This window comes from Niveispirillum sp. GW835-FHT14G11 (assembly GCF_058793615.1).
Window position 1 is genome coordinate 70,183 of record NZ_JBXAFZ010000005.1, and the last position, 26,424, is coordinate 96,606.

Sequence of the window (26,424 nt, forward strand, 5' to 3'; positions counted from 1 at the left end):
CTGCTCCTGCATCTGTCGCGCGGTTTCCTCCGCGTCGCGGCGGCGCTGTTGATCCGCCTGCCGGGCGGCATCATCGGCGGCACGGCGGCGCTCGTCATCCGCCCGGCCACGGACCTCTTCCTCGGCACGACGGCGCTGCTCCTGCATCTGTCGCGCGGTTTCCTCCGCGTCGCGGCGGCGCTGTTGATCCGCCTGCCGGGCGGCATCATCGGTGGCACGGCGACGGTCGTCATCCGCACGGCCACGGACCTCATCCTCGGCACGACGGCGCTGCTCCTGAAGACGGCGGGCCTGCTCCTCCGCCTGGCGGCGACGCGCCTCATCATCGGAGGGGCGCTGTGGCGGCGGCTGATAGACGGGTGGGCGGTCATAGCGTCGGCGCTCCTCCTCCGCCCGGCGGCGATCCTCTTCCACCCGGCGGCGAGCTTCCTCGGCGCGGCGGCGATCCTCTGCCGTATCACGTTCATGTTCGCGCCGCTCACGCTCCCAGCGGGAACGGTCACGCTCCCACTCCCGACGCCGACGCTCATGCTCCCAATAGATCTCCCGTCGACGCTGTTCCCAGAGATGGCGCTCCCAACGCGCCCGGTCACGCTCCAGCTCCCACAGCATCCGGTCATAGTCCGGATCCCGGAAATCGTCGTCATAGCCGCCGCCTTGGGAATAGCCGGTATCACTCCAGATCACCGCACCGGCCGACCCGCTGCTGCCGCCACTGCCCGCCACCGACGGCAGGGTCACCGGAGCGGTGGCCATCAGCGACAACAATTCCTGGCGCTCCTGCACCGTCAGGGCCCGCGCAGGCGTGCCACTGGCCGGATCGCCGGCACAGATGCGGCGGAATTCCTCCACCCGCGGGCTGGACAGCGGCACGTTGGGCCAGACATCGGGCGCCAGGGACGACAGTTCCAGCACCAGCCGGCGCTGCTCGTTCGCCTCATCCACCGTCAGGGGACGGCCGGGCAGCCCGCCGTCGGGATTGCCCATGCAGATCAGCCGCAATTCCGACAGGCGCCAGGACCCGGCGGCGATCTGACGGTTGCGCAACTCCCCCTGCTGGATGGCCGGATCGGCGGCGCAGGCGCCTAGTCCCAGCAACAGCACGGAGGCAAGGGAGAGGGAGAGCAGGCGGGTTCGCATGATTATTGGCCTCGGAAGGCGGTGACCGACGACATCCGCCGGCCTCTCCATTAGGCGTGCCACCGATGGCGGAATTTGGACGGAACAAAAGCGTTTCAGCGATATCCGCTCAGATGCCCCCCTGCTGCTGCTGGTCGCGGCGGAACGGGTGGGCGGGATAGACGCCCAGGAACTTCACCTCGCTGGCGAAGAAGCCCAGTTCCTCCATCGCCAGCCGCAGGGAACGTTCCTCCGGATGGCCCTCCACATCGATATAGAATTGTGCGGCCGTGAAGCGGCCATCGACGAGATAGCTTTCCAGCTTGGTGATATTCACCCCGTTGGTGGCGAATCCACCCAGCGCCTTGTAAAGCGCCGCCGGGCGCGAACGGACGCGGAAGACGAAGGTGGTGACGCTGTCGGTGCCCCGCTCCGGCACGCTGGGCTCGCGCGCCAGGATCAGGAAGCGGGTGGTGTTGTGGGCCGCATCTTCGATGCCCTTGGCCAGCACCTGCAAGCCGTAAGTCTCGGCGGCCAGGTCGGACGCGATGGCGCCCTTGGTCGGGTCGTTCCATTGCGCCACGTCGGCGGCGGCGCCGGCCGTATCGGCGTTGTTCACCGGCTTCAGGCCCCGTTCGCGCAGATAGTTGCGGCACTGGGACAAGGCCTGGATGTGGCTATGCACCTCCGTCAGCCCTTCGATGGTCGCGCCCTTCGGCGCCACCAGGCAATGCACGACACGCTGGTAATGTTCGCCAATGATGTGAAGCCCGCCGCGCGGCAGCAGATGGTGGATGTCGGCCACGCGGCCGGCCACCGAATTCTCCACCGGGATCATGGCCAACCGGGCCCGCCCCTCATGCACCGCCGCGAAAGCATCCTCGAACGAGGCACAGGGCAGCGTCACCATGTCGGGAAACACGCTGCGGCAGGCCAGATCGGAATTTGCACCGGGTGCGCCCTGATAGGCGATGGTGGAGGCGGGCATGGGGTCACTCTGTCCAGGATGGGTGTTGTCAAGGGACGCCGTTGTTACAGCGCGGGCGATGGGGCCAGCATCTGGCGGGCGCGGTCAAGGTCTTCGATGGTATCCACGCCCAGCGGCACGATGTCCACCCGCGCCAGCGCGATGGTCATGCCGTTGGCGAGCGCGCGCAGCTGTTCCAGCTTCTCCCGCTGTTCCAGCTGCGCCGGCGCCAGCGATACGAACCGTTCCAGTGCCGCGCGGCGATAGGCATAGAGCCCGATATGGTGGAACAGCGGCCCGTCGCCCCAAGGTGCCGTCGCGCGCGTGAAATAAAGGGCGCGGCCGATATGCGCACCCGGCGCCATCTCCACCACCGCCTTCACTACATTGGGGTTGGTCCGCTCCGCCGCCTCGGTGATCACGGCACCCAGGGTGGCGATGTCCACAACCGGATCGGACAGGGGATCGAAAACGGCGCGGATGGCGGCCGGGTCGATGGTGGGCAGGTCGCCCTGCACATTGACGATGGCGTCGTGGTTTCCATCCGGATCGATCTTCCGCACCGCCTCCCACACCCGGTCGGAACCGGACGGGTGGTCAGGGTCGGTCAGCACGGCCACGCCGCCGGCCGCAATCACGGCATCGGCGATGGATTGCTCGGCTGCCGCCACGACCACAGGGCCGATCCCGGCCTCCATGGCGCGGCGCCAGACATGCACGATCATCGGCACACCATGGATGTCGGCCAGGGGCTTATCCGGCAGGCGGGTGGAGCCGAGGCGGGCGGGGATCACCACCAGCGGGCGGGCCAGCGAGGCGGCGGTCAGGGGACGGTTCGGATCGGTCATGGTTTTCCCGTGCGACATTTGGTCCGCCGGGTCAAGGCGGAAAGCCATGTGCGTCCGCGCATCCTTCCGCTAAGTATCCCGCGCGGATTGCGGCAAGGCGGGCATGGACGTGCCTGCAACTTGGCGTTATTGTGCCCGCGCTTGGCGAACCCAAGGGATTAGGACTGATGGCGAGCAGCACCTTCAATAAGATTTTCATGGCGATCCTGACGGCGACGCTGATTGCGCTCCTGGCGGGTTTCGTCTCCAAGAAGCTGGTACACCCGAACTTCCCGGCCGAACGGGCCTATAAGGTGGAAGTGCCGGAATCCGCGACCGCCGCTGCCGACGCGCCCGCCGCCCCCGCGGAGCCCGATCCGGTCACCCCACTCCTGGCCGCTGCCGACCCCGCGGCCGGCCAGAAGCTGGTCAAGGCCTGCGCCGCGTGCCACAGCTTTGAAAAGGGCGGTGCCAACAAGGTCGGCCCGAATCTGTGGAACGTGGTCGGTAACAAGCATGCCCACATGGAAGGCTTCAGCTATTCCGACGCGATGAAGACGCAGGAAGGCAACTGGGACTTCGAGCATCTGAACAAGTTCCTGGCCAACCCCAAGGCCGCCGTTCCGGGCACGAAGATGAACTTCGCCGGCCTGAAGAAGGTCGAGGATCGCGCCGCGCTGATCGCGTACCTGCGCACGCTGTCCGACAGCCCGGTGGCCCTGCCGTAATCGGCAAGCCACACGGGAACATGCTATGAAGGGGGCGGCAGCGATGCCGCCCCTTTTGTTTGCCCCCCTGGCGGGGCCTGTCCGCATCCTGGAGTCGTTCCGACATGTCCGCCGTTCCCGATTCCCTGATCGATCTGGCCCTGCGCTGCGCCGATGCCGCCGGTGCGGTGGCGCGGCGCCATTACCGCACGCCCGTTGCCGTGGATGTGAAGGCCGACACCTCGCCCGTCACCATCGCCGACCGCGAGGTGGAAAGCGCCATCCGCGCCATCCTGACGGCCGAACGTCCCGGTGACGGCGTGCTGGGGGAGGAACATGGCAGCCAGGACCTGAATGCCGAATATGTCTGGGTCATCGACCCGATCGACGGCACCAAATCCTTCATCACCGGCCGGCCGCTGTTCACCACCCTGATCGGCCTGCTGCACCGGGGCGTGCCGGTGTTGGGCATCATCGACCAGCCGATCGTGGGCGACCGCTGGCTGGGCGTGACGGGCCGGGCGACGACCTTGAACGGCGCGGCGGTAAAGACGCGGGCCTGCCCCGACATCGCCATGGCCACCCAGGCCGCCACCATGCCCTTCCATCAGGTGGAATTCGCCGTCACCCAGGCGTCCAGCCGCTACATGGTCTGGGGCGGGGACGCCTATGCGTTCGGCCTGCTGGCCGCCGGCTTCATCGACCTGATGGTGGAGGCGGGACTGCAGCCCTATGACTGGGCCGCCCTGGTCGCGGTGATCGAAGGGGCAGGCGGCGTGATCACCGACTGGAACGGACAGCCCCTGCGCCTGGGCTGCGACGGCAACGTGGTCGCGGCCGGCGACCCGGCCCTGCATGCCCATGTGCTGGGCATGTTCAAGGAACGGCGATAATCCTCAAGCCTCCACCGGCACGCCGGCGACGCGTGACGCGGGCAGACGCACGGTGACGGTGGTGCCGACGGCAGGCGTGCTCTGCATGGTCAGGCTGCCGCCATGCGCTTCGGCATAGCCCCGCGCCAGCGGCAGGCCCAGACCGGCACCCGGCTGGCGGCGGTTATGCCCGCCCTCGACCTGGGCAAAGGGCTCCAGCGCGATGCGCATGGCATCGACATTCATACCGATACCATGGTCGGCCACTTCGATCAGCACGTCGCCCGTCAGCGCCTCCAGCCGGACGGTGACCACCACACCCTGCCCCGCCTCTGAAAAGCGGATAGCATTGCCCAGCAGGTTGACCAGGATCTGCTTCAGCCGCACCTCATCCGCCAGCACGCGCAGGCTGGGGGGAGAGACATCCATGCGCACGGGCACGCCGCGTTCCGCCGCCTTCTGACGCAGAAGGCGCTCACAGCGGTCCATCAGCGGCGCCACCTCCACCCAGCTTTCGCGCAGTTCAAACGTGCCGGCATCCATGCGGGCGATATCCAGCAGGTCGTTGACCAGCCGCAGCAGGTGCAGCCCACCCTCATGGATGTCGATGGCATATTCCCGATATTGCGGTGCGCCAAGCCCGCCCAGCAACTCGTCACGCAATATCTCGGAAAAGCCGATGATGGCATTCAGAGGCGTGCGCAGTTCATGGCTGATATTGGCCAGGAACTGTCCCTTGGCACGGTCGGCCACGGCGGCGCGGGTCTCCGCGGCGCGCAGCGTCTCCCGCCGCGCCAGTTCCGGGCGCCGGTCGCGGGCCACCAGCGTCATCTCGCCCAGCGGCCCCTCCGACACGGGCAGCATGGCCAGTTCGATGGGGACGGCCCGGCCATCGGACGCGGTCAGGCTCAACGTCACCCATTCCGTCCCCGCGCGGCCGCGCGCCTGCATGGCACGGTGGAAGACCAGACGATCGGTCTCCACCACCAGGTCCAGGAACGGCCGGCCCACGACCTTTCCCGCATCGCGCACATCCAGGCCCAGCATGGACAGGCCGGCAGCGTTGATCAGCGATACGCGCCCCTCCCCCAACAGGCAGACCATGTCGGGCAGCGCGTCGATCAGCCCGCGATAACGGCCGGTCAACTGGCGCAGCGCCTCGCTGACCCCCGTTTCACGCTGGGCGGCCCGTTGCACGCGCATCAACACCTGGGCCGTCAGCGCGAACAGGATCAGCAGCACGACGGCCAGCACCCAATAAACCCCAGACAGGAAATCCTGGGCCGGGCGCGGCGTGCGCCAGGCGATCCAGCCCACGGGCGGCTCCGCGTCCGTGGCACCGAACTCGCGCAGGGCCAAGCGGCTGCCCTCCATGTCGGTAGCGGCCTGCACCCCGACATCGACATTGTCCAGCATCAGCGGGTCCAGCATGCGGGCCACGGCGACGCGGTCCAGCTTCTGCATGAAGACCAGCACCGCCCCGTCGGCACGCGCCGGCCCGCCCAGGCCCGGCCTTATATCGGCGATACCCGTCATATAAAGCGCGTCACCCAGGCGGACGATGCCGGTTGCCGCCTCCGTCGTACCGGGAAGGGCCGACACGGTGCGGTTAATCATGCGGTGCATCACGTCGGTCACATGGAAATCGCGCAATCGCGCATCGCTCAGCCGCTTACCATCTTCCACACCATAGATGACGCGGCCCTGGCGATCGATGACCAGGGAAATGGACATGCGGTAGCCACCGGACAGGTAGATGCCGATATTCTCATCGGCCCAGACGGTGTCCAGCTTATCCACCACATTGTTGACGGCGGCATCCCAGCCGGCATAGTCGCGCAGTACGGTACCCAGCGTCGTGCCGGCCCCGGTTACCATGCGTTCCACGCGATGGCGCGTGCGCGCGGCCTCGCCGGCATCGAATTGCCGGGCGGTGCTGAATAGGATGGCGGCGATGGCCAGCACCGCGAAGGTCAGCAGCAACAGGACGGGCACCGTCGCCAGGGGCGGCGACGTCCGCGCGCGCATGGCTGGCAACTGGGCCTGTGGTGGGTGCGGGTCCTGCATCGCCTGGAGGGCGCTCCGGTGGGCTGGGCGCACATCCTCTACCCGAACGAGGTAGGTTGCAACCCCGTTCGCGACCCAACCCATGCCGGACAGACGCACCCGATCAGCCCCTGTTCATGACAATTACATGACACTGCCCAATGGAAATCCGACCGATAAGGCAGTGCCTATAATGCAACAGGCCATCCATGTCATGAAGTCGTAATAAAACCGCATCAAATCGGCAATGCGCCTCTGTTAGCCCTCCCCCCGGGGCCTGAGGTGCCGCTGATACATCCCCCGGAATGGGGATCGGCGCGCTGACAGGCTTTGTCGACCGTGAGATCCCACCGGAGAACAACAATGAGCCTCAAGTCCACCCTGCTGGTCGGTGCCGCCGCCACCATCCTGGCTGCCAGCCCGGCCATGGCCCAGACCGCCCCGTCCCAGACGCAGATCGATGCCCTGGCCGCGCAGATCCAGGCCCTGCAGGGCCAGCTGACCTCGCTGAAGGATTCGGTCGCCAAGGAAAGCGCCGCCACCAAGAAGGCAATGGACGCCATGCCGAAGGTCACCGCCGACGGTGGCCGCATCCGCGTGGTCACGGCCGACAAGAAGTTCGATGCCGCCATCCGCGCCCGCATCCACATGGATTACGGCTTCGGCAATGGTGGCAAGAACTTCACCGCCGACGGCACCGATGGCTTCGGCATCCGCCGCGCCTTCCTGGGCGTGGCCGGCAAGGTCTACACCGACTGGACCTACGAATTCACCGCCAACTTCGCCGGCAGCCGCGGTGGTGCCGTCGGCATCCAGGCCGCGAATATCGGCTATACCGGCATCAAGGACTGGACGCTGGTCGCCGGCGTCATGCAGCCGAAATTCACGTTGGATGACAGCACGTCCTCCAACGACATCGCCTTCATGGAGCGCGCTCCGATCGGCAACATCGTCGTCGGCATCGGCGGTTCCGACAGCCGCACCGCCATCGGCGCCATCAACAAGGGCAGCAGCCATATCATCGCCGCCTACGTGACGGGCAACAGCACCGGCTCCACCGGCAGCTTCGACGATCAGGTCAACCTGCTGGGCCGCGCCGCCTACAGCTTCTGGTCGGGTGCCGAAGGTTCGGCCGGCATTGGCGTGTCGGGCGTCTATCAGGCCACCCCGCAGGCCACGGCCCGCCCGGTGGCCGCCGGCACCGCCACCACCTCCATCGGCTTCGGTGATCGTCCGGGCCTGCGCATCGGCGGCACCGATACCTCCTACCGTCTGACCAACGTCACCGTGAACCAGATCGACAGTGCCTATGCCTATGGCGCTGACCTGGGCTTCAATTTCAAGAGCCTGTGGGCCGCCGCCGAGTATTATAATTTCGGCGCGGAATATGCTGACCGCACGGCGACCGGCGCCGTGCAGACCTTGGCCGATCCGGAGTTCAGCGGCTATTACGTTTCCGCTGGCTACATCCTGACCGGCGAACGCCGCGCGTACAATGTCGGCGAGTGGAAGACCGTGAGCCCCGCCTGGCCCGTCGGTCAGAACGGCTTCGGTGCCTGGGAAGTGGCCGCCCGCTACAGCCAGGTCGATCTGGTTGACCGCGCCGCCGGCATCTCCACCGGTACCGCCGGCAAGGAAACCAACATCACCCTGGGCGTGAACTGGTACATCAATCCGGCCCTGCGCATCATGCTCAACCATGTCATGAGCGAAACCGAGCGCGCCAATGGCCAGGAAATCGAACTGGACCTGACTGCCGTTCGCATGCAGTTCCAGTTCTGATGAATAGGCTTCCTGCCGGTCCGCGAAGGGCCGGCAGGAAGCAAATGACATCAGCTCTCGATGTGAGAAACCCGCCGGCTTCGCAAAGGCCGGCGGGTTTTTTATTCAAAGTTGCTGAAATCTTATGATTTCCAACAGCTTGGATAGAATGTTCTGAAATAAAATCATTCAGCTTGGAAACTTTAATACCTTCAACCGGCATTAATCTATGTTTAATGCATTATTGCTGACTACGATGATATGTTGCCTAAATAGCACAACGCGAAACTGTCGATGGTTTACCACTAGAACCTAACCAAAGGGATTATATCGTAGGCGGTGACGCGATCTGAACTTCGGGGGTACCCATTGACCCAGGAGCATTCCCTCCTCCTGCCTCAATGGAGATACAATGCGCACGTTGCGTTCTCCGGCACGGCTCGGCCTGTGGGCCGGTCTTGTGGTGCCGATGCTGACCTTTACCGCCCCGGTCATGGCGGCGGTTGATGGTCCGACGGCCGCGGTTGCGGTCAAGGCCCTGAACTTCCTGCAACCGAAGCCGGCCAAGCCGACCCCGGTGACCATCGTTGCCGATGGTGCCGCCGCGGGTGACGCCGTGAAGTCCGCCATGGGCGCCGACGTCACTGCGAAGGTGGTGGAAGGTGCGGGCGGCGATCTGTCCGGCGCTGTGGCAGTGATCGTTATTGGCGGTGCGGACGTGTCGGCCAAAGCCGCCGCGGGTCAGCTGGTGATCGGGGACATGGCCTGCATGGAAGCCGGCAAATGCGCGCTGGCCGTCGAGCGCCAGGCGTCGGGTGCGGCCAAATACCATGTCAACACAGGCGCCCTGGCCAAGGCCGGCATCAGCTTTGACAAGAATTTCCAGATGCTCGTGACTGCGCACTGAGCTAAGGACATAGGAGTTTCCCCAATGAACAATAAGCATTTCCTGCTGGCCGCCACGGCTGCCGTCACCCTGCTGTCGGTCACCAGCGCCCAGGCGCAAACCATCGATTATGGCATGCTGCAAGACGCGTTCGGTCAGGCCGTCACCACGGGCGCCACCGGCAAGCCGCAGGTGCAGTCCGACGCCCCGGCGGCCATGCGCATCATTACCGCCGCCGAAATCAACGCCACCGGTTTGAGCTCCCTGCAAGAGATCCTGGGCCGCGTGACCGGTGTCGATGTGTTGCGCTGGGGTTCGGCATCGGCAGACGTTGCCGTCCGCGGCTATAATCAGTCATCCAATCCGCGGTTGCTGGTGCTGCTGAACGGCCGGCAGGTCTATGCCGACCATTACGCCCTGGTCAACTGGTCCTCCATCCCCGTACAGCTTTCGGAAATCCGTCAGATCGAAGTGGTGAAGGGACCGGTCGGTGCCATCTACGGCTTCAACGCCGTGGCGGGTGTTGTCAATATCATCACCTACAATCCCCTCTACGATAATGCCGGCGCGGCCACGGTTCGCTTTGGCAACCATGGCCAGCGTGAAATCGGCCTGTCCAAGGCACTGAAGCTGTCAGACAAGGTCGGCGCCCGCCTGTCCGCCGGCTACAAGGAAGCGGACGAATTCGGCACCGGCGCTTTGACGGCGACGGAACGCACGAACAAGGACGACCCGGAGTCCAAGAACGTCAATGCCTCAATCATGGCCCAGGTCAGCGATGCCGTACAGGTCGGCATTGAGGTCACACATTCCGATGTAAAGCAGTTTGAACTGACATCGTCGCTGACCTATGGCTACAACCAGTTCAAGACGACATCGGCCAAGGCCGACGTTTCGGCGGATGCGGGTGCTCTCGGCCTTATCAATTTCACGGCCTACCGGAACTGGCTTGATCTCGATTACAGCCGTGGCAGTGTCGTTTCCGATGTGGTGACTACTGTCGTCCAGCTCTCCGACCTGATCCAGATCAATGCCGATAACACCGTGAAGCTGACGGGGGAGTACCGGCACAATGAAATGGACCAGGTGATCGCTGGGTCTGGCAAGATCGGTTACGATGTCTGGGCCGGTTCGGCAATGTGGGATTGGAAGATCACCGACCAAGTGACCTTCACCAATGCCGCGCGCATAGACTTTTTCAGTCTGCAGAATGACGGGCTGAAGATCGCCCCGTACACGGCGGACGATTTCGATCGCAGCATGACCGAGGTCAGCCTGAATAGTGGACTGGTCTACAAGCCCACGGAAGTTGACACGTTGCGCGCCACCTATGGCATCGCCAACCAGCTGCCGTCGCTGATCGAACTTGGCGGTCTCTATCGACAGACCAGCGCCGTCTCATACCTTGCTGGCAATCCGACGATCAAGCCAAGCAAGGTCAACAGCATTGAACTTGGCTATTCCCGCGCCATCGCCGCGATCAACGGGCACGCCAACGTCAATGTCTTCCGGCAGAAGACGCAGGATCTGAAGTCCTTCATCGGCAGCGATGCCACCAGGGTCAATGGTGTGTTCGTCCTGTCCCCGATCAATGCCGGCGACAGCAAGAGCTGGGGCACGGAAATTGAGGTGGCAGGTGCCACTGCCGGCGGCGTCAGCTATGCCCTTTCCTACACCTGGACGGACATCAATGACGACCTGACCGTCAACAAGGGCACCGTCCCCACACGCCCTGTCCTGTTTGAAGGGGCGTCGCCCAAGCACAAGCTGCAGGGGACGTTGGGATATACGGTGGGCGCCCTGTCGGCGCAGGCCAATCTCTCCTACCAGTCGGCGCGCACGCTGCTGCGGGCACCGGCAGCGTTCTCCCCGCTGTCGCGGGTTCATATCGATGGCTACTGGTCGGCAGGAGGCACACTTGCCTATCTGTTTGAAACCGGAACGGAAATTCGCCTGACCGGGACCGACATGCTGCGCGCAGACACGGCGACGCTTCCTGGCCTGCGGACCGAACGCCGGGTCTATGCCAGCCTGTCGCAGAAATTCTGATGGCACAAGCATACACCCCCGCCTTTCGGGCGGGGGTGCGCCCCTTCTGGGGCCCATCATTCAATGTCCTGAATCAACAAGGCAAGCCACATGGCTTGTCCATTCTTAACAATTACATCAGTTGGGTTTTTAAATAATATTCTTGCATATAGCAAATCGTTGGTGACGCCAAATACAGATAAAGGGCATTTCCGGTCTCGTTTCTTTTGGAAACCTAACCTTCAGGAGAGTAATATTGCTAGTTACACTGAATTTGATTGTATGTATTAAGTTATTGTAGCGTTTTAACCACAAAAATACGACACTGGAGACACAATGCGCGAGATGCGACCAAAGGCCATCCACGGACTCACCGTCGGGATGCTGTTGCCGATCCTGACCTGCACCAGCCCCGCCTGGGCAAGCATCGACGGCCCAACGGCCATCGTTGCCGTCAAAGCCTTGAACTTCCTGCAGCCCAAGCCGGCGAAGCCGACAGCCGTGACGATCGTCGCCGACAATGGTCAGGCTGCGGCGGCCGAACAGTTGAAGGGCGCCTTGGGCGCCGATGTCGTCGCCAAGGTGATCGATGGTTCAAGCGGCGATCTGGCGGGTGCGGTCGCGGTCATTGTCGCCGGCGCTGCCGATGTGTCGGGTAAAGCCGCCGCCGGTCAGCTGGTCATCGGCGACATGGCCTGCATGGAAGCTGGCAAGTGTGCCCTGGCGGTTGAGCGCCAGGCGTCGGGTGCAGCCAAGTACCATGTCAACACCGGCGCCCTGGCCAAGGCCGGCGTCAGCTTTGACAAGAATTTCCAGATGCTCGTGACCGCCCACTAAGCCGGCGTCACCACCAGGAGTCCCCGTATATGAAGAAGTCCATCCTGCTGGGCGCCACCGCCCTGTTCGCCGTCGGCGCCCATGCCCAGACGATCAATTACACCGCTCTCCAGGACGCGTTCGGCCAGCCGGTGACCACTGGCGTCACGGGTAAGCCGCAGGTGGCGTCCGACGCCCCGGCATCGTTGCGCATCATCAGCGCCGCCGACATCAAGGCCAGCGGCCTGGACAACCTGCCCGACATTCTGAACCGCTATAGCGGCCTGGATGTGTTGCGTTGGGGCGCCGGCGCTGCCGATGTGGCCATCCGCGGCTACAACCACGGCCATTATGGACGCCTGCTGGTTCGGGTGAACGGCCGCCAAGTATTCAACGACCATTATGCCATGGTGGTGTGGAACACACTCCCGGTGGCCCTGTCTGAAATCAAGCAGATTGAGATCGTCAAGGGTCCGGTTGGCGCCATCTATGGCTTCAATGCCGTGGCCGGCGTGATCAATATCATTACGGTGAACCCGCTGTATGACGAGGCGGGTACCGCCACGCTGCGCGCCGGCAACAATGACAAGCGTGAGGCCAACATGGTCAAGACGCTTAAGATCGGTGACAGCCTGGGTCTGAAGCTCTCGGCCGGTTACAAGGAAGCCGATGAGTTCCAGCGTGGCAGGCTCACCACCACTGAGCGTAACCGTCTGAGGGATATGGAGGCCAACCATGTTTCCGCCGCCGGTCTGGCGCAGGTGACCGACAATATCCAGGTGGGCCTTGAACTGGCCCGCAGCTATTCACTGCAGGACAATTACACTACGACCAATACCTACTTTGCCATCGAGTACGTCGCACGAACCGCGAAGCTGGATGTCGACATCGATGCTGGCAATGTGGGCCTGATAAACTTCTCTGCCTATCGCAACTGGCTGGACTTTGATTACCTGGGAACCGGTGCGTCCGATGCGCGTCTCACAGTGGCGCAGATCTCCGATCTAATTCAGCTGAACCCAGAGCACACAGTGAAAATCACCGGTGAATACCGCAAGTCCGAAATGGGTCGCTGGCCGTCGCCAGGCGGCCGGATCAGCGCCGATATCTTTGCCGGGTCGCTGATGTGGGACTGGAAAGTCTCGGAGAATGTCTCCTTCACCAACGCCGTGCGGGTCGATAACTTTAACTTGGGCTACGAAGGTGCAGTGCCGACCCCGCGCAGGATATCGGAATTCAACACCGACTTGACGAAGTTCAGCTTCAACAGTGGTGTGGTCTACAAGCCCACACCAGAAGATACGCTGCGCTTTACCTATGGTCTGGCCAATCAATTGCCCGCCATGTTTGAACTCGGCGGCTTCTATGGCGCAGGTTCAGTCGGTAATCCGAACCTGAAACCCGCCAGCATCAGCAGTTTCGAACTGGGGTATGATCATGCCCTGCCGGTGATCAACGGCAGCTTCGGCATCACCGCCTATCGCCAGCAGACCAAGGATGTCAAAGCGACCACCGGCGGCGTGGCGGACCGTGTCCTGATCAATGGCACGCTGACCCAGACCTTCATCAATGCCGGTGAATCCTCCTCCTGGGGTATGGAAGCGGATATCAAGGGATCCATGGCGGGCGGCTTCTCCTATGGGGCGTCTTACACTTGGGTCAATATCGACGACGACCTGACCATCAACAAGGGTCCCCTGCCGACCCGTCCGGTCTATTATGAAAAGGCCAGCCCGACGCACAAGCTGCAAGGCAATGTCGGTTGGACCAACGGTGCCCTGTCAGCCGACCTGGGCATGACCTGGCAGTCCAGCCGCTACCAACTGCGGCCGGGCAGTGGCGCACAGGCCGGCTTCCTGATCCCGACCAAGATCGATTCCTATGTGAGCGGCACGGCGTCGGTTGCCTACACCTTCTCCACCGGCACCGAGGTGCGGGCGACGGCATCGGACTTCCTCCGCGCCAGCACCCCGGCGACCTCGGTGCTTGAAACGGAGCGCCGGGTCTATCTGAGCCTGTCTCAGTCGTTCTGATCCAACGCGGTGGGTCGGGTATTCCCCCGAAAGCCCGACCCCAACCGGACCCGTGATCCACCCCGCCGTCCGGGCGGACGCATAAGGAAATTTCAAATGTATCAAACACTTCTCACCCGCCTGGACCGGTTGTCATTGCTGGCCAAGCTGATGGCCGGTCCCGTCATCGCCGCCCTGGCCATGCTGGTCCTGGGCGGTCTTTCCATTGTCGAGCTGCGCTCGCAGGCATCGGACACCCGCATCCTGGTGGATGAGAAGCTGGCTCGGGCCACCGAGATGCAGACGCTGGTGACCGAATTGAAGGGCAGCCTGGGCAATGCCTATTTCGCGGTGCTGTCCGTGGCCGGCGGCAATCCGGCGGCCGGCGCCATCAAGGAACTGGAATCGGTCAAGATCGCCATCGCCAAGGAGGCGAAGCGGCTTGACGCCATTTCCGGCAGCATCGCCGATCCGGCCCTTCAGGCGGCGGTGAAGAATTCCGCGGCCGAACTGGACGGGTTCAGCGGTGCCGTCGACGTCGTCTCCACCATGCTGGAGGTCGATCTGGCCACCGCCGCCGGCGCCGTGCTGCCCTTCAATGAGAAGGTGCAGACCATCGTGGCGGCCCTGGACAAGGCCACGGCGCAGATCCAGGCCGACGCCCGCGCCAGCGTGGAACGCCAGGCGCAGAGTGCGGTGACCGCCTCGTGGCTGCTGGGTGTAGGCCTGCTGGTGGCGTTGGCCATCGTGTCGCTGCTGGTCTTCGTCATCACCCGTCTGGTGCGCGATGGCATCGACAATATCGCCCGCGCCATGGGCAAGCTGGCCAACAACGATCTCTCGGTCGATCCGGCCGATCTGGTCCGCGCCGACGAGTTGAACAGCCTGGTCGACGGCCTGTTCAGCTTCAAGTCCGCCTTGCTGGACGCCGCCCGCCTGACGGCGGAAAGGGTGGAGGCCGATACCCGCGCCCGCCAGGCCCTGCTGGCCCTGGCCGACAGTTTCGAGGCCACGGTGCTGGGTTCCGTCCGCACGGTGGGCGAAACGGCGGAACGTGTGCTGAGCGAGGCGGAACGCCTGGGCCTGGTGGCCGAGGATGGCCGCTCTGCCGCCGACCATGTGTCGCGCGCCGCCGAAAGCTCTGACCAGGGCGTGCAGTCGGTGGCCAGCGCGGCTGAGGAACTGGCCGTCAGCTTCAATGATGTGGCCCGCCAGGTGGAAGGCGTCACCGGCAGCACCCGCCAGGCCACGGCCGCCGTGGAACGCTCCGACGGGCTGGTCCGCACCCTCAACAGTGAGGCCGAGGGTATCAAGAATGTCGTGGACCTGATTTCCGCGATCGCCAGCCAGACCAATCTGCTGGCCCTGAACGCCACGATCGAAGCGGCGCGCGCCGGGGAGGCCGGCAAGGGCTTCGCGGTGGTGGCGTCGGAGGTCAAGCAGCTGGCCGGCCAGACCGCCAAGGCCACCGAGGAGATCGAACGCCGCATCAGCGCCGTCCGTCATGCCGCCGACGCCGTCGTCGGCGCCCTGGGGGAAATCACCAGCCGCATCGGCGACGTGTCCAGCATCAGCACGACCGTGGCCGCCGCCGTGGAGCAGCAGCGCATGGCGACGCAGGAGATCGCACGATCGGTGCAGTCCGCCTCCACAGCCAGCCGTGAAGCGGCGACCGAGGTGCAGTCCCTGGCCCAGGTGGCCGCCGGAACCGGCGATGCCGCCCGCGGCATGCGCGACGCGGCAACCGGCCTGACCAACGGCGCCTCACGCCTGCGCAAGGAAGTGGACGGGTTCCTTCAGCGCGTCCGCGCCGGCTGATACCTGCTTATCTCCCGTCGTCCAACACCCCGCCCGCCATCTCGGCCGGCGGGGTGTTTTCATATCCGGCAGAATTTTCCCCCTGATGGCCCCGAAAGTTGGCCTGGCTCTTGCTTATAGGGTTTCACGGCTGGAAACCCAATGAGCGAAAGAGCCAGAACATGGTTGCGATCAGTTCCTACAACTCCATCAGCGAAATCCCCTTGCGGGCGATGGCATCGCTGACGGCCGAACAGATCAGCTCCTTCTCCCTGGGCGAGATCGGCGAATTGTCGAAGGCGCAGGTGGGCGCCATTTCGGTGAAACAGATCCACGGTCTGAGCAGCAGCCAGATCGGCGCCCTGTCCTCCAGCCAGATCGGCTTCACGGCGGCACAGCTGGCGGCGCTGAACGACGACCAGTTCAACGCGTTGGAGGCGGAGGATTTTTCCGCCATGTCGCTCAGCCAGATCCGGGGCATGAGCCCGCGTGAGGTGTCGCTTCTTTCCGCGGAAAAAATTGCCGCCCTGTCCACCGCCCAGGTCGCAGCCTTCACGGCACCGCAGCTGAAGGCGCTCAGCACTGAGCAGATGGGATATTTCAGCACCGACCAGATCGGCGCCCTGACGGCAGGCCAGGTGGCCGTGCTGACCGGCAACCAGCTCAACAGCCTCAGCGAGGAACAGCTGGGCGCCATTTCCAATACCAAACTGAAAAGCCTGACCCCGGCCCAGCTGAAGGCACTCGACAACGACGCGCTGGCCCGTTTCTCTTCCAGCCAGATCTCCGCGCTGACCGCCAACCAGGTGAAAAGCTTCACGCCCAGCCAGCTGAACGCGCTGACCCCCGTGCAATGGGCGGGCTTCACCGCTTCGCAGATCGGCGCCCTGACGCCGGCACAGATCAAGGGTATCCATCCCGACGCCATCGCCGGCCTGCTGTCCAGCCAGTTGAAGGGGTTGACGGCGGCCCAGGTCGGCGCCCTGACACTGGAACAGTTCGCCAGCCTGTCGGGCGAACAGATGGGGGAACTGTCCACGACCCAGGTCAAGGGCATGACCCAGACCCAGATCGGGGCGATGACGGATGCCCAGCTGGTCTCGCTGTCCGCGTCACAGCTGGCGGGCTTCACCGCCTCGCAGATGAAATGGTTTTCCGCCGATAAGCTGTCGACCCTGACCCCGGACCAGATCGCGGGCCTGAACGGGACCCAGATCGGGGCATTGACCAACGAGCAGTTCGCCGGTCTCAACGCCGATCAGGTCGCGGCCCTGACCAAGGCCCAGCTGGCCACCCTGTCGGCCGGCAAGGTCGCCACCCTGACCGAGGAGAAGCTGGCATCTCTCAGCACCACCCAGCTGAACGGTCTGACCTCCGTCCAGATCAAGGCACTGACCGTCACCCAGATGTCGCTCTTGACGGAGGATCAGTTCACCGGTCTGGGCAAGACCCAGCTGGTGGCGCTGACCGCCACCCAGATCAAGGCACTGCCCGACGGGCGGCTGGCCAGCCTGAGCACCACCCAGATGGCCGCCCTGTCGGCGGGTCAGATCGGAGCACTGACGCCCGAACAGGTCACGGGCCTGGATGCGGGCCTGATCGCCGCCTTGACGCCGGAACAGCTGCGCGCGCTGTCGACGACACAGATCAACGGCATGGTCGGCGAACAGATGTCCGCCCTGTCGGCCAAGCAGATCGCAGCACTGAGCCCCGCCCAGGTGAAGGGTCTGTCGGCCGAGCGTCTCAACGATCTGTCCACAACGCAGCTGGAGGCGCTGACCACGGCGCAAATGGCGGGGCTGTCGAGCGGGCAGATCGGCGCCCTGAGCCCTGAACAGCTGGCCGGCCTGACCCAGACGCAGTTGCGCAACCTCACCTCCAGCCAGATCGGCGCCCTGACGTCCGAGCAGGTTTCCACCCTGGACACCACGGTGCTGGCCGGTCTGTCGGCGGCGCAGGTGAAGGGGATGAATGCCACCCAGATGGCGGCCCTGAACGAAACGCAGATCGCCGCCTTGAGCCGGACCCAGGTGGCCAGCCTGTCACCCGCGGCCCTTGGCGGGCTCAGCAACGCCCAGCTTTCCTGGTTGACGGGCGAACAGCTGGTGGGCCTGACGGCCACTCAGATGGCGGCGCTGAATGACGGGCAGATTTCCGGTCTGGCGCCCGAACATATCGCGGCCTTGACCAATGCGCAGGTGCAGAACCTGACGCCTGCTGCCCTCTCCGCCCTGACGCCGGACCAGCTGGCCTCGCTGGCCCCCGACCAGATCGCCAGTTTCTCCACCACCCAGGTGAAGGGACTGACGGAAGGGCAGATCGGGGCGCTCAGCGTGACGCAGGTCGGCGGCCTGGCCGCCACCGGCATCGCCGCCATGTCCATCACCCAGATCAGCGCCCTGACCGGCGAACAGATCGCCAGCCTGTCCGCCTCCCAGCTGAAGGGCATGACCGCGACCCAGATCGCGGTTCTGCAGGCGGAAGAAATTACCGCCCTGACCCCGGAACAGATGGCCCAGCTGGCTCCCACCCAGGTGAAGGGCCTGAGCACGGACCAGATCTCGCTGCTGTCGGGGGAACAGGTGTCCGGCTTGACGGGCGCGCAACTGGCCGCCTTGTCCACCACCCAGCTGAATGCGCTGAATGGTGAGCAGCTGGCCGCCTTGTCGTCCGAACAGCTGGCGGCCCTGTCCACGACCCAGATGGCCGGCCTGTCGGGTGACAGCATCACCCAGTTGACGCCCGACCAGATCGCCAACCTGTCCACTGCCCAGGTCAAGAACATGACCCTGGCACAGTTGAACAGTCTGGCGGAGGAGCAGATCCGCGCCCTGACACCGGACCAGCTGGCGGCCCTGACGCCCGCCCACATGGCCGGCGCCACCACCACCTTCTTCGCGGAACTGTCAGGCGAGCAATTCGCCAGCCTGACCCCGGCGCAGATCGCCGGATTGACGGTGGAACAGTTGAATTCGCTGAGCGATGAGCGCTTTGCCGAGATCACGCCCAGCCAGCTGTCCGGCATGACGGCGACACAGATCGGCGGCCTCAGCCTGAACCGCATTGCCAAACTGAACGGGGACCAGTTCGCCAGCCTGTCGGTGGCCCAGTTGCGGGGCCTGAAACCCGACCAGGTGGGCGTGCTGCCCGATGGCGCCATCAACAACCTGACCGTCGCCCAGTTCACCGAACTGTCGCCCGCGGCCGTGGCCGGCATGACCCCGGACCAGATCTACAACCTGCCATCGGAACTGCTGGCCGGCATGACGGCGGCGCAGGTGGCCAGCCTCACCGCTGACCACCTGAATTTCCTGACCCCGGAACGGGTGGGCAGCCTGACTCTGACCCAGGTGGCCGGCCTGACCAGGGATCAGGTCTCCATGCTGAGCCCGCAGCAGCTGGGTGCCCTGTCACAAGCCCATCTCGCCGCCATCCCGGCCGCATCACTGTCCGGCCTGTCGGAAAACCAGGTCAGCGCCCTGGCGGAGGAACAGGTGTCCGGCCTGACATTGGCCCAGATCGCCGGCTTCAGCACCGCCCAGATGGGGGCGTTGCGGCCCGATCAGGTGGCGGCCCTGACCAATGCCCAGATCCAGGCCCTGTCGCCGGCCCAGTTTGGCGCGCTGGACCCGGTCAGCATCCCCATGCTGAACGAGAGCCAGCTGCCCGTGATCTCCACTGCCCAGATCGCCGCCTTGTCTGATGACCATATCGGCGGGCTGACCGACGCCCAGTTCGAGCGTCTGAGCAATGCCCAGATCGCCGCCATCAGCACGGCTGCCGCAGCCGGCCTGCGCTCCGGACAGCTGTCCGGCATCACGGAGTCGCAGTTCCATTCCCTGTCGGCGGCGCAGTTGAAGAATGTTCCGCCCTCTCAGCTGTCGGCCCTGCATGCCAACCGCATGGCCTATTTCACCGAGACCCAGGTGACCGGGCTGACGGCGGCGCAGATCAACGCCTTCAACAGCGAGCAGATCGGCAATCTATCCACCGGCCAGATCGCCGCCATCCAGCCGTCGGTCGTCTCCAGCCTGTCATCTGGCCTGCTGAACGGGCTCAGCGACACGCAGATTTCAGCATTGACCCAGCAGCAGATCGCGGCACTGACGCCCACCCAGATGGGGGCCCTGAGTGCCGCCAAGTTCGAGGTCGTGGCCGGCTCCCGCCTCACCTCCTTCAGCGCGGACCAGATGGCGACCCTGTCCGCGGCGCAGTTGCAGGCGCTGACCACCACCGATCTGGCCACGCTGGCCAGCACGCAGCTGTCGGGCTTGACGGCCACGCAGGCGGGCTACCTGTCGGCGGGCCAGCTGGCAGCCCTGTCGGCCACGCAGATCCAGGGCCTGTCGGCGGGCTTCGTCGCCGGGTTGACCGGGCAGCAGGTGGAAGGGCTCTCCGGCACGCAGCTGACATCCCTGTCCGGCACCCAGTTCGCCGCCTTGTCGACAACGCAGATCGCCGCCCTGTCCACGACGCAGCTGGGTCAGCTGAGCACGACGCGCCTCAATGGATTCAGCGCCACGCAGGGGACCGCCCTATCCGCCATCCAGTTCTCCAGCCTGTCCACCACCCAGCTGGGCGGTCTGAACGCCACCTTCATGAGCCATCTTAACGCCACCCAGATGGCGGCGCTGCTGCCATCACAGCTTCAGGCGGTCACGGCCGAGGGGCTGGGGGCGGTACCGGCAACCGCGTTGTCGGGCTTGGGCACGGGACATATCAACGCCCTGTCGGCCACCCAGGTGAACAGCCTGTCCACGACCCAGCTCCAGTCGCTGACCACGACCCAGATCCAGGACCTGACGACCACGGCTGTCGCCGGCATGTCGGGTACCCAGCTGTCGGCCCTGCTGAGGGTGCAGCTGCGCTCGCTCAGCAGCCAGCAGATCGCCGCCCTGTCGCCGGCGCAGGTGGGCGGCATGTCCACCACCCAGATCGCCAATCTGGCCGGCACGCAGCTGCAGGCGCTGACCACCACGCAGTTCGCACAGCTGTCCGCCACGCAGGTCGGTGCCCTCAGCACCACACAATTTGCCAATCTGACGCCCGCACAGGTCGGGCAGTTGAGCGCGCAGCAGCTGACGGGTGTGACGGTGGCGCAGGTGGCGGCACTGACCGACACCCAGATCGCCGGACTGGTGCCCTATCAGTTCCATTCCATGACGGAGGCGCAGCTGCGCGCCTTCAGCAGCGCACAACTGGCCGCGATGACGACGGAGCAGCAGGATGCTGTGACCCAGGCACTGGCGTAGCGCTCTACGCCAGCCGCTTCACCGCATTGATCCCCTTGGCCCCCGCCCGCGCCAACACGTCGGCCAGCGGTTCGGCCACCACGGCCATGTGGAAGGCGTTGGCATGCAGCAGGGTGGTGGCGTCGGTCATGATGCCGACATGGCCGGGGAAGAACACCAGGTCGCCGCGGCGATATTCCACGCCCACCCCATCGGCCGAAATCAGGTCGCCCACCGCCGCCGCCTGCTGGTCGCTGTCGCGCGGGCATTCCACCCCGGCCGCCCACAACGCCACCTGCACCAGACCCGAACAGTCGATGCCGATGCTGGTGCGCCCACCCCAGAGATAGGGGGTGCCCATGAACCGCTCCGCCACGGCAACGAAATCGGCTGCATTTTCTTCCACCGGCGCCAGATGACGGGCATGCAGCCAGCCGCCCCCCTCCACCTGCCGCCAGTCGCCCTGCTCGCCGGTCACCACGACACTGGCCCCCATGGACAGCACGTCCAGGAAGGGCTGTTTCAGGTCGGGCTCGGGCTGCAGGAAGCTGCGCAACGAAATGACCTTGTGCGTGGCTTCGGTCAGGTCGGCTTCCAGCGCCTCGACCCGCAGCCAGCCGACATAGCCGTCCGTCTCGTTCTGGCCCCAGGCCCAGCCATCATGTTCTTCCAGAACGGTGAAGCCCTCCCCGAACAGCAGTTCGGTCGATTGGCGTGCCTCGAAGGAAGGTTCCACCTTCAGGGCCACAAAACCGCTGCGGATCTGACAGGGCACGCCCTCGATGAAGCGGGCGGCGGTGACGCGGCCACGCAGATAGGCGGCGGCAAGGTCCTCCCGATAGGGATGGACGCGGGGGTCGAGCTTGTCGGTGTCGGTCATGCCGATGTGGCCAGGGCTTCCGTTCGGGCGCCATCCACCATGACGGGGGACACGACGCCGCTGACATCCAGGACGGGCTCCGCAACGGCCCCGCCTTCGTCGCCGACCGGGGGCGCCTTTTCCGCGTCGATCACCATCTGGCCGAATTCGGTCAGAAACACGGACCCTTTCACGGTCCGCTGAACCAGCACGTTACGGCGATCATCCTGATCGCGCTTGCGCTTGATGTAACCCAGCCGGCCCAGCCGGTCCAGCGCGCGGGTGATGGCGGGCTTCGATACGTTCAACGTCGCGGCCAGACCGCGCACCGTATGCGGCGGCGGCGTCAGGAACACGGTGAGCAACAGTGCCAGCTGCCGCGCCGACAGGTCAGGCCCGTCCTTGCGCACGCTGGCTACCAAGGCCCGTCGCCACAATTGCAGCGCCTCTAGGTTACGTGACATGCCCCGCCCCCCGAACCCGCGTCCATGCCCGGCGATCCGCGAAAAAGCAGCCGGGCATGGGAAGGGAGTGTGCCGAAGATTAACCCTGTCGGCAAGGCTGGACTGGCAAGGATTGTTACTGTTTCGAACCAAAACGCCTGGCGATGACGTCGAAGAAGGCACGCAGCGTCATCGCCTCGCCCCCCTCCGGGCGGCCCGGGCGGGTCGACTGGTTCCAGGCGAACAGATCGACATGCGCCCAGACCGTATCCTTGGACACGAACTGTTCCAGGTAGAGAGCGGCCGTGATGGCGCCGGCCATGCCGCCGCTGGGCGCATTGTTCAGGTCGGCGATCTTGCTGTCCAGCTGGCCGCGATAGCCCTGCCACAGCGGTAGGCGCCACAGCGGATCGTCCTGGGCCGTTCCCGCCGCCAGAATGTCATTGGCCAGTTCGTCATTGTTGGAGAACAGTGCCGGCAGGTCCGGGCCCAGTGCCACCCGCGCCGCGCCCGTCAGGGTGGCGAAATCCAGCAGCAGGGCCGGCTTCTCGGCATCCGCCTCTGTTAATGCGTCGCACAGGATCAGGCGGCCTTCGGCATCGGTATTGCCGATCTCCACCGTCAGGCCCTTGCGGGTGGGGATGATGTCCATGGGACGGAAGGCGTTGCCGGCAATGGAATTCTCCACCGCCGGGACCAGAACGCGCAGCCGCACCGGCAGGCGCGCATCCATGATCAGCCGCGCCAGCCCCAACGCATGCGCCCCACCGCCCATATCTTTCTTCATCATCAGCATGCCGGACGCCGGTTTGATATCCAGCCCGCCGGTGTCGAAACAGACACCCTTGCCGACCAACGTCACCAGCGGATGGGACGCATCGCCCCAGCGCAGCTCGATCAGCCGTGGCGCCCGGGCGGCCGCCCGGCCCACGGCATGGATCATGGGATAATTCTGGGTCAGCAGATCGTCGCCGACAATGACATTGAACGTCGCCCCGAACTCCGCCGCCAGGTTTTCCGCCGCCGTGGCCAGTTCCGGCGGCCCCATATCCTCGCACGGCGTATTCACCAGATCGCGCACCAGGAAGGCCGACTTGGCGAAGCGCTCAACCGCGGCCCGGTCCGCCTTGGTTGGCAGGACCAGGCTGGCGAACTCCTTTGTCGACTTCTTGTAGCGGGTGAACTGATAGGTCGCCAGCGCCCAGCCCGTGGCCACCACCGTGGCGGTGTCGGCATCCAGGTCGGTGTCGATCGCGTAGGACCCGGCCGGCAGGCTGCCCGGCAATCCCGCCAGCGACCAGATATCGATGCGATCGGCCACGCCCACCAGCACGCGGGCCAGCGACCCGTCGGCCCCCGGCACTAAGGCCGTGGCACCGGCCCCGGCCTTGAAACCCAGGCGCGTCACCCAGGCGGCTTCCGCGGGTGATGCTGCGGCCAGCCAGGCGGCCAGGCCGTCCTTTTTCAGCAGGGTGAGACAGACAGTATCGGCGACGGGTGCGGTCAGGAGATTGGCAGTCACGAAATCTCGTCCTTCTGGCATTGCTGTGCTTGGATGCCGCGATTGTCCCGAGGCCAAGTTGGGGCTTTGCGGTCGTTCGCCAACAGCCCTACTCTCACGTCCTCCACTCCGCAACGGTGAAGCAGAGCCCGCCCCATGTCCGACATCTCCCCCACCCCCCTGACCCTGGTGATGGGCAACAAGGCCTATTCCTCCTGGTCCTTGCGCCCCTGGCTGGCTCTGCGCCATGCCGGTGCCGCCTTTTCGGAATTGGTGGTGCCGCTGCGCCAGCCCGACACCAAGGCGACGCTGCTGCGCCATGCGCCCAGCGGCAAGGCGCCGTCGCTGCGCCATGGCGACTTGGTGATCTGGGACAGCCTGTCCATCTGCGAATATGTGAATGAGCTGTTTCCCACCGCCAAGCTCTGGCCCGCCGACCCGGCCGTGCGCGCCGTGGCCCGGTCGGTATCGGCGGAAATGCATTCAGGCTTCCCCGACCTGCGCAAGAACCTGTTCATGGATGTCCGCAACCGCCATGACCGGCCCGACCGTGTGGCGGCCGCCCAGGCGGATATCGACCGCGTCCTGGCCATCTGGACCGATTGTCGCGCCCGATTCGGCGCCGGTGGCCCCTTCCTGTTCGGCGCGTTCAGCATCGCGGATGCCATGTTCGCGCCTGTGGCCACGCGCCTGCGCACCTGGAATGTGTCGCTGGACCCCGTGTCCGCCACCTATATCGACGCGATCTATGCCCTACCCGCCATGCAGGACTGGCTGCGCGACGCGGCGGCCGAGCCCTGGGTGATCCAATTCGAAGGGATGTGACAATCCCACCCCGTTCGGCCTATTGCTTTGGTGGGGGAGGCGCCCGCATAGTGCGCTGCCCCCATCGTGCGGGGCGCCTTGCGGGTGGAGTTGGGGTTTGCTGGCGCCGCGTTTCAGGCATTGGGTGGGGTTGGTGCTGCTGGCGGCCTTCGCGTTGCTTGGCATGGCCGATGCCTGGGCGGCGGATCTGCGCATCGGCCTGATGAACATGGCCCACTATGCCGACCCGCATCTGGGTGCCAGCCGCGCCGATTACCAGCTTCACGAACAGATATATGAGGGGTTGGCGGGTGTCGATGCCGGCTTCCGCCCTGTCCCGCGACTGGCCCTGCGGTGGGAACAGACGGCGGATGGCGCGTGGCTGTTCCATCTGCGCCGTGGCGTGCGGTTCCAGAACGGCCAGGATTTCACGGCGCGCGATGTGTTGTACAGCCTCTGCCGCGTGGGCCGGGTGGGGCCGGAGCCACGGTCGCTGGCGGCACGGCTGGCCGGTGTAAGGGCGGTGGAGGCGCCGGATCCGTACACCATCCTGATCCGCCATGAGGCGCGCATCGCCTTGTTTCCCACCGACGTGGCCGGCCTGCCCATCGTCGCGGCTCCACCCGACCTGACGGTCACCTTCGCCCCCAGCGGCTGCGCCGGAGACAACTGGGGCGACAGCGGACATTACGCCGATCCGGCGATGGGTGCCGGCACCGGCCCTTTCCGTCTGTCCCGTTTCGACACCGATGAAATGGTGATGGACCGCAACCCGGATTACTGGGGCAGCCCGCCCGGCTGGGACCATGTGCGCCTGATCCGGTTGCAGGAGAAGGAACGGGCAACGGCCATCATGGAGGGGCGGATCGACATCCTGGACAGCCCCTCCCTGGAATCCCTGCCCTTCTTCACCCGCCGGCCCGGTTTGACACTGGTAGAGGGGCCATCGACCGGCGTCACCTATCTGCAATCCAACCAGCGCGCCGCCAACGGAACAGCCGGACCCAACCCTTTCCGCGACCGGCGGGTGCGGCGGGCGCTGCTGCTGTCCATTCCCGCCCGTCTGCTGGCAGAACGCATCGTACCGGGCTTCGGCACGGCCGCCGGTCAGATGGCCATGCCGGGCATGGATGCCTATGCACCCGACATCCCCAGCGACGAGCACGACCTGACCGAAGCCCGCCGGCTTCTGGCGGAGGCGGGCCTGGCCGACGGGTTCGACACGACCCTGCTGGTCACCCCCATGCATGCCAAGGTGGGGGAGGCCATCGCCCATTTCCTGGCCATGGCGAATGTGCGCGCCCAGGTCCAGGTGGAACCGATGGATACCTATATCGAGCGGTTGCGCAAAGGCGATTACGGGCTGTTCTACGGTGGCTGGGTCTTCAACCCCGCCAACATGCCGGATTCGCTGATGGCCCTGTTCGGCCGCGGCGTGGACGGCACGGGGCGCGGGGTCTACAATTACGGCGGCTATTGCAATCCTGAAATCGACACGAAACTGCTGGCGGCACTGGCGGAAACCGATCCACCCCGCCGGATGCAGATGCTGCAGGAGGTTGCCCGGACGTTGCATGAGGATGTGGCCTGGGTTCCGGTGATGCATGCCAGGGGCCTGTGGCTGGTACGCGCTGGTATCCGCCTGGAACCCCGCCTCGACCGCATGCTGCTGGCACGCGATATCACGACAGAACCTGCAACCCGTTGACGAACTGACTTGCAGCCGACACTATCGCCCACGATCAGGG

At 65.1% G+C, this 26,424-nt stretch carries 18 protein-coding genes; 11 read left to right on the forward strand and 7 right to left on the reverse strand.

Annotation, left to right across the window (positions count from 1 at the left end; genetic code table 11):
* The 3 genes from AC1Q7F_RS10950 to AC1Q7F_RS10960 form a co-directional block, all read right to left on the reverse strand.
* Positions 1-1,140 (reverse strand): hypothetical protein (locus AC1Q7F_RS10950; RefSeq protein ID WP_492506633.1); only part of this gene is annotated, 1,140 nt, incomplete at its 3' end.
* Between the two features lie 109 nt (positions 1,141-1,249).
* Complete coding sequence (locus tag AC1Q7F_RS10955) at positions 1,250-2,107, reverse strand: prephenate dehydratase (RefSeq protein ID WP_492506635.1); 858 nt, start codon at positions 2,105-2,107, stop codon at positions 1,250-1,252.
* A gap of 44 nt (positions 2,108-2,151) precedes the next feature.
* Positions 2,152-2,934, reverse strand: coding sequence for a 3-deoxy-manno-octulosonate cytidylyltransferase (locus AC1Q7F_RS10960; protein ID WP_492506636.1), 783 nt, complete (start codon positions 2,932-2,934; stop codon positions 2,152-2,154).
* Positions 2,935-3,101: 167 nt separating this feature from the next.
* On the opposite strand from AC1Q7F_RS10960, the gene AC1Q7F_RS10965 reads away from it, so the two are divergent.
* A complete protein-coding gene (locus tag AC1Q7F_RS10965; RefSeq protein WP_492506638.1) occupies positions 3,102-3,641 on the forward strand; it encodes a c-type cytochrome in 540 nt (179 codons plus the stop codon).
* A 104-nt stretch (positions 3,642-3,745) separates the two neighbouring features.
* Complete coding sequence (locus tag AC1Q7F_RS10970; RefSeq protein WP_492506640.1) at positions 3,746-4,513, forward strand: inositol monophosphatase family protein; 768 nt, start codon at positions 3,746-3,748, stop codon at positions 4,511-4,513.
* Between the two features lie 3 nt (positions 4,514-4,516).
* Here the strand turns inward: AC1Q7F_RS10970 and AC1Q7F_RS10975 are convergent, their stop codons facing one another.
* Complete coding sequence (locus AC1Q7F_RS10975; RefSeq protein WP_492506642.1) at positions 4,517-6,559, reverse strand: sensor histidine kinase; 2,043 nt, start codon at positions 6,557-6,559, stop codon at positions 4,517-4,519.
* A gap of 342 nt (positions 6,560-6,901) precedes the next feature.
* Between AC1Q7F_RS10975 and AC1Q7F_RS10980 the strand changes: the two genes are divergently transcribed.
* From AC1Q7F_RS10980 to AC1Q7F_RS11010, 7 genes are all read left to right on the forward strand, one after another.
* The gene (locus AC1Q7F_RS10980) at positions 6,902-8,320 is read left to right on the forward strand and encodes a porin (RefSeq protein ID WP_492506644.1); all 1,419 of its coding nucleotides are present in this window, start codon (positions 6,902-6,904) and stop codon (positions 8,318-8,320) included.
* A gap of 391 nt (positions 8,321-8,711) precedes the next feature.
* A complete protein-coding gene (locus AC1Q7F_RS10985; RefSeq protein ID WP_492506646.1) occupies positions 8,712-9,206 on the forward strand; it encodes a hypothetical protein in 495 nt (164 codons plus the stop codon).
* A gap of 24 nt (positions 9,207-9,230) precedes the next feature.
* Positions 9,231-11,234 carry a TonB-dependent receptor plug domain-containing protein gene (locus AC1Q7F_RS10990; RefSeq protein ID WP_492506648.1) on the forward strand — a complete coding sequence of 668 codons (2,004 nt, stop codon included), beginning with the start codon at positions 9,231-9,233 and terminating at the stop codon, positions 11,232-11,234.
* Between the two features lie 315 nt (positions 11,235-11,549).
* Entirely contained in the window at positions 11,550-12,050 is a 501-nt protein-coding gene (locus AC1Q7F_RS10995) for a hypothetical protein (RefSeq protein ID WP_492506649.1), read from the forward strand.
* Between the two features lie 29 nt (positions 12,051-12,079).
* Positions 12,080-14,062: a TonB-dependent receptor plug domain-containing protein gene (locus AC1Q7F_RS11000; RefSeq protein WP_492506651.1), complete on the forward strand. Its 1,983-nt coding sequence runs from the start codon at positions 12,080-12,082 to the stop codon at positions 14,060-14,062.
* Between the two features lie 96 nt (positions 14,063-14,158).
* Complete coding sequence (locus AC1Q7F_RS11005) at positions 14,159-15,859, forward strand: methyl-accepting chemotaxis protein (RefSeq protein ID WP_492506653.1); 1,701 nt, start codon at positions 14,159-14,161, stop codon at positions 15,857-15,859.
* 161 nt (positions 15,860-16,020) lie between these two features.
* Positions 16,021-21,090, forward strand: a complete 5,070-nt coding sequence (locus AC1Q7F_RS11010; RefSeq protein WP_492506655.1) for a hypothetical protein — start codon at positions 16,021-16,023, stop codon at positions 21,088-21,090.
* 4 nt (positions 21,091-21,094) lie between these two features.
* Here AC1Q7F_RS11010 and AC1Q7F_RS11015 read toward each other — a convergent pair whose 3' ends face one another.
* From AC1Q7F_RS11015 to AC1Q7F_RS11025, 3 genes are all read right to left on the reverse strand, one after another.
* Positions 21,095-21,949 (reverse strand): C40 family peptidase, encoded by an 855-nt coding sequence (locus AC1Q7F_RS11015; protein WP_492506657.1) that lies wholly within the window; start codon positions 21,947-21,949, stop codon positions 21,095-21,097.
* The gene (locus AC1Q7F_RS11020) at positions 21,946-22,392 is read right to left on the reverse strand and encodes a MarR family transcriptional regulator (protein WP_492506659.1); all 447 of its coding nucleotides are present in this window, start codon (positions 22,390-22,392) and stop codon (positions 21,946-21,948) included. The genes AC1Q7F_RS11015 and AC1Q7F_RS11020 overlap by 4 nt, the downstream gene beginning before the upstream one ends.
* Before the next feature lie 115 nt (positions 22,393-22,507).
* Positions 22,508-23,893, reverse strand: coding sequence for a leucyl aminopeptidase family protein (locus AC1Q7F_RS11025; protein WP_492506661.1), 1,386 nt, complete (start codon positions 23,891-23,893; stop codon positions 22,508-22,510).
* 135 nt (positions 23,894-24,028) lie between these two features.
* On the opposite strand from AC1Q7F_RS11025, the gene AC1Q7F_RS11030 reads away from it, so the two are divergent.
* Positions 24,029-24,697 (forward strand): glutathione S-transferase family protein, encoded by a 669-nt coding sequence (locus AC1Q7F_RS11030; protein WP_492506663.1) that lies wholly within the window; start codon positions 24,029-24,031, stop codon positions 24,695-24,697.
* A 97-nt stretch (positions 24,698-24,794) separates the two neighbouring features.
* Positions 24,795-26,384, forward strand: coding sequence for an ABC transporter substrate-binding protein (locus AC1Q7F_RS11035; protein WP_492506664.1), 1,590 nt, complete (start codon positions 24,795-24,797; stop codon positions 26,382-26,384).
* The last annotated feature ends 40 nt before the right edge of the window (positions 26,385-26,424 follow it).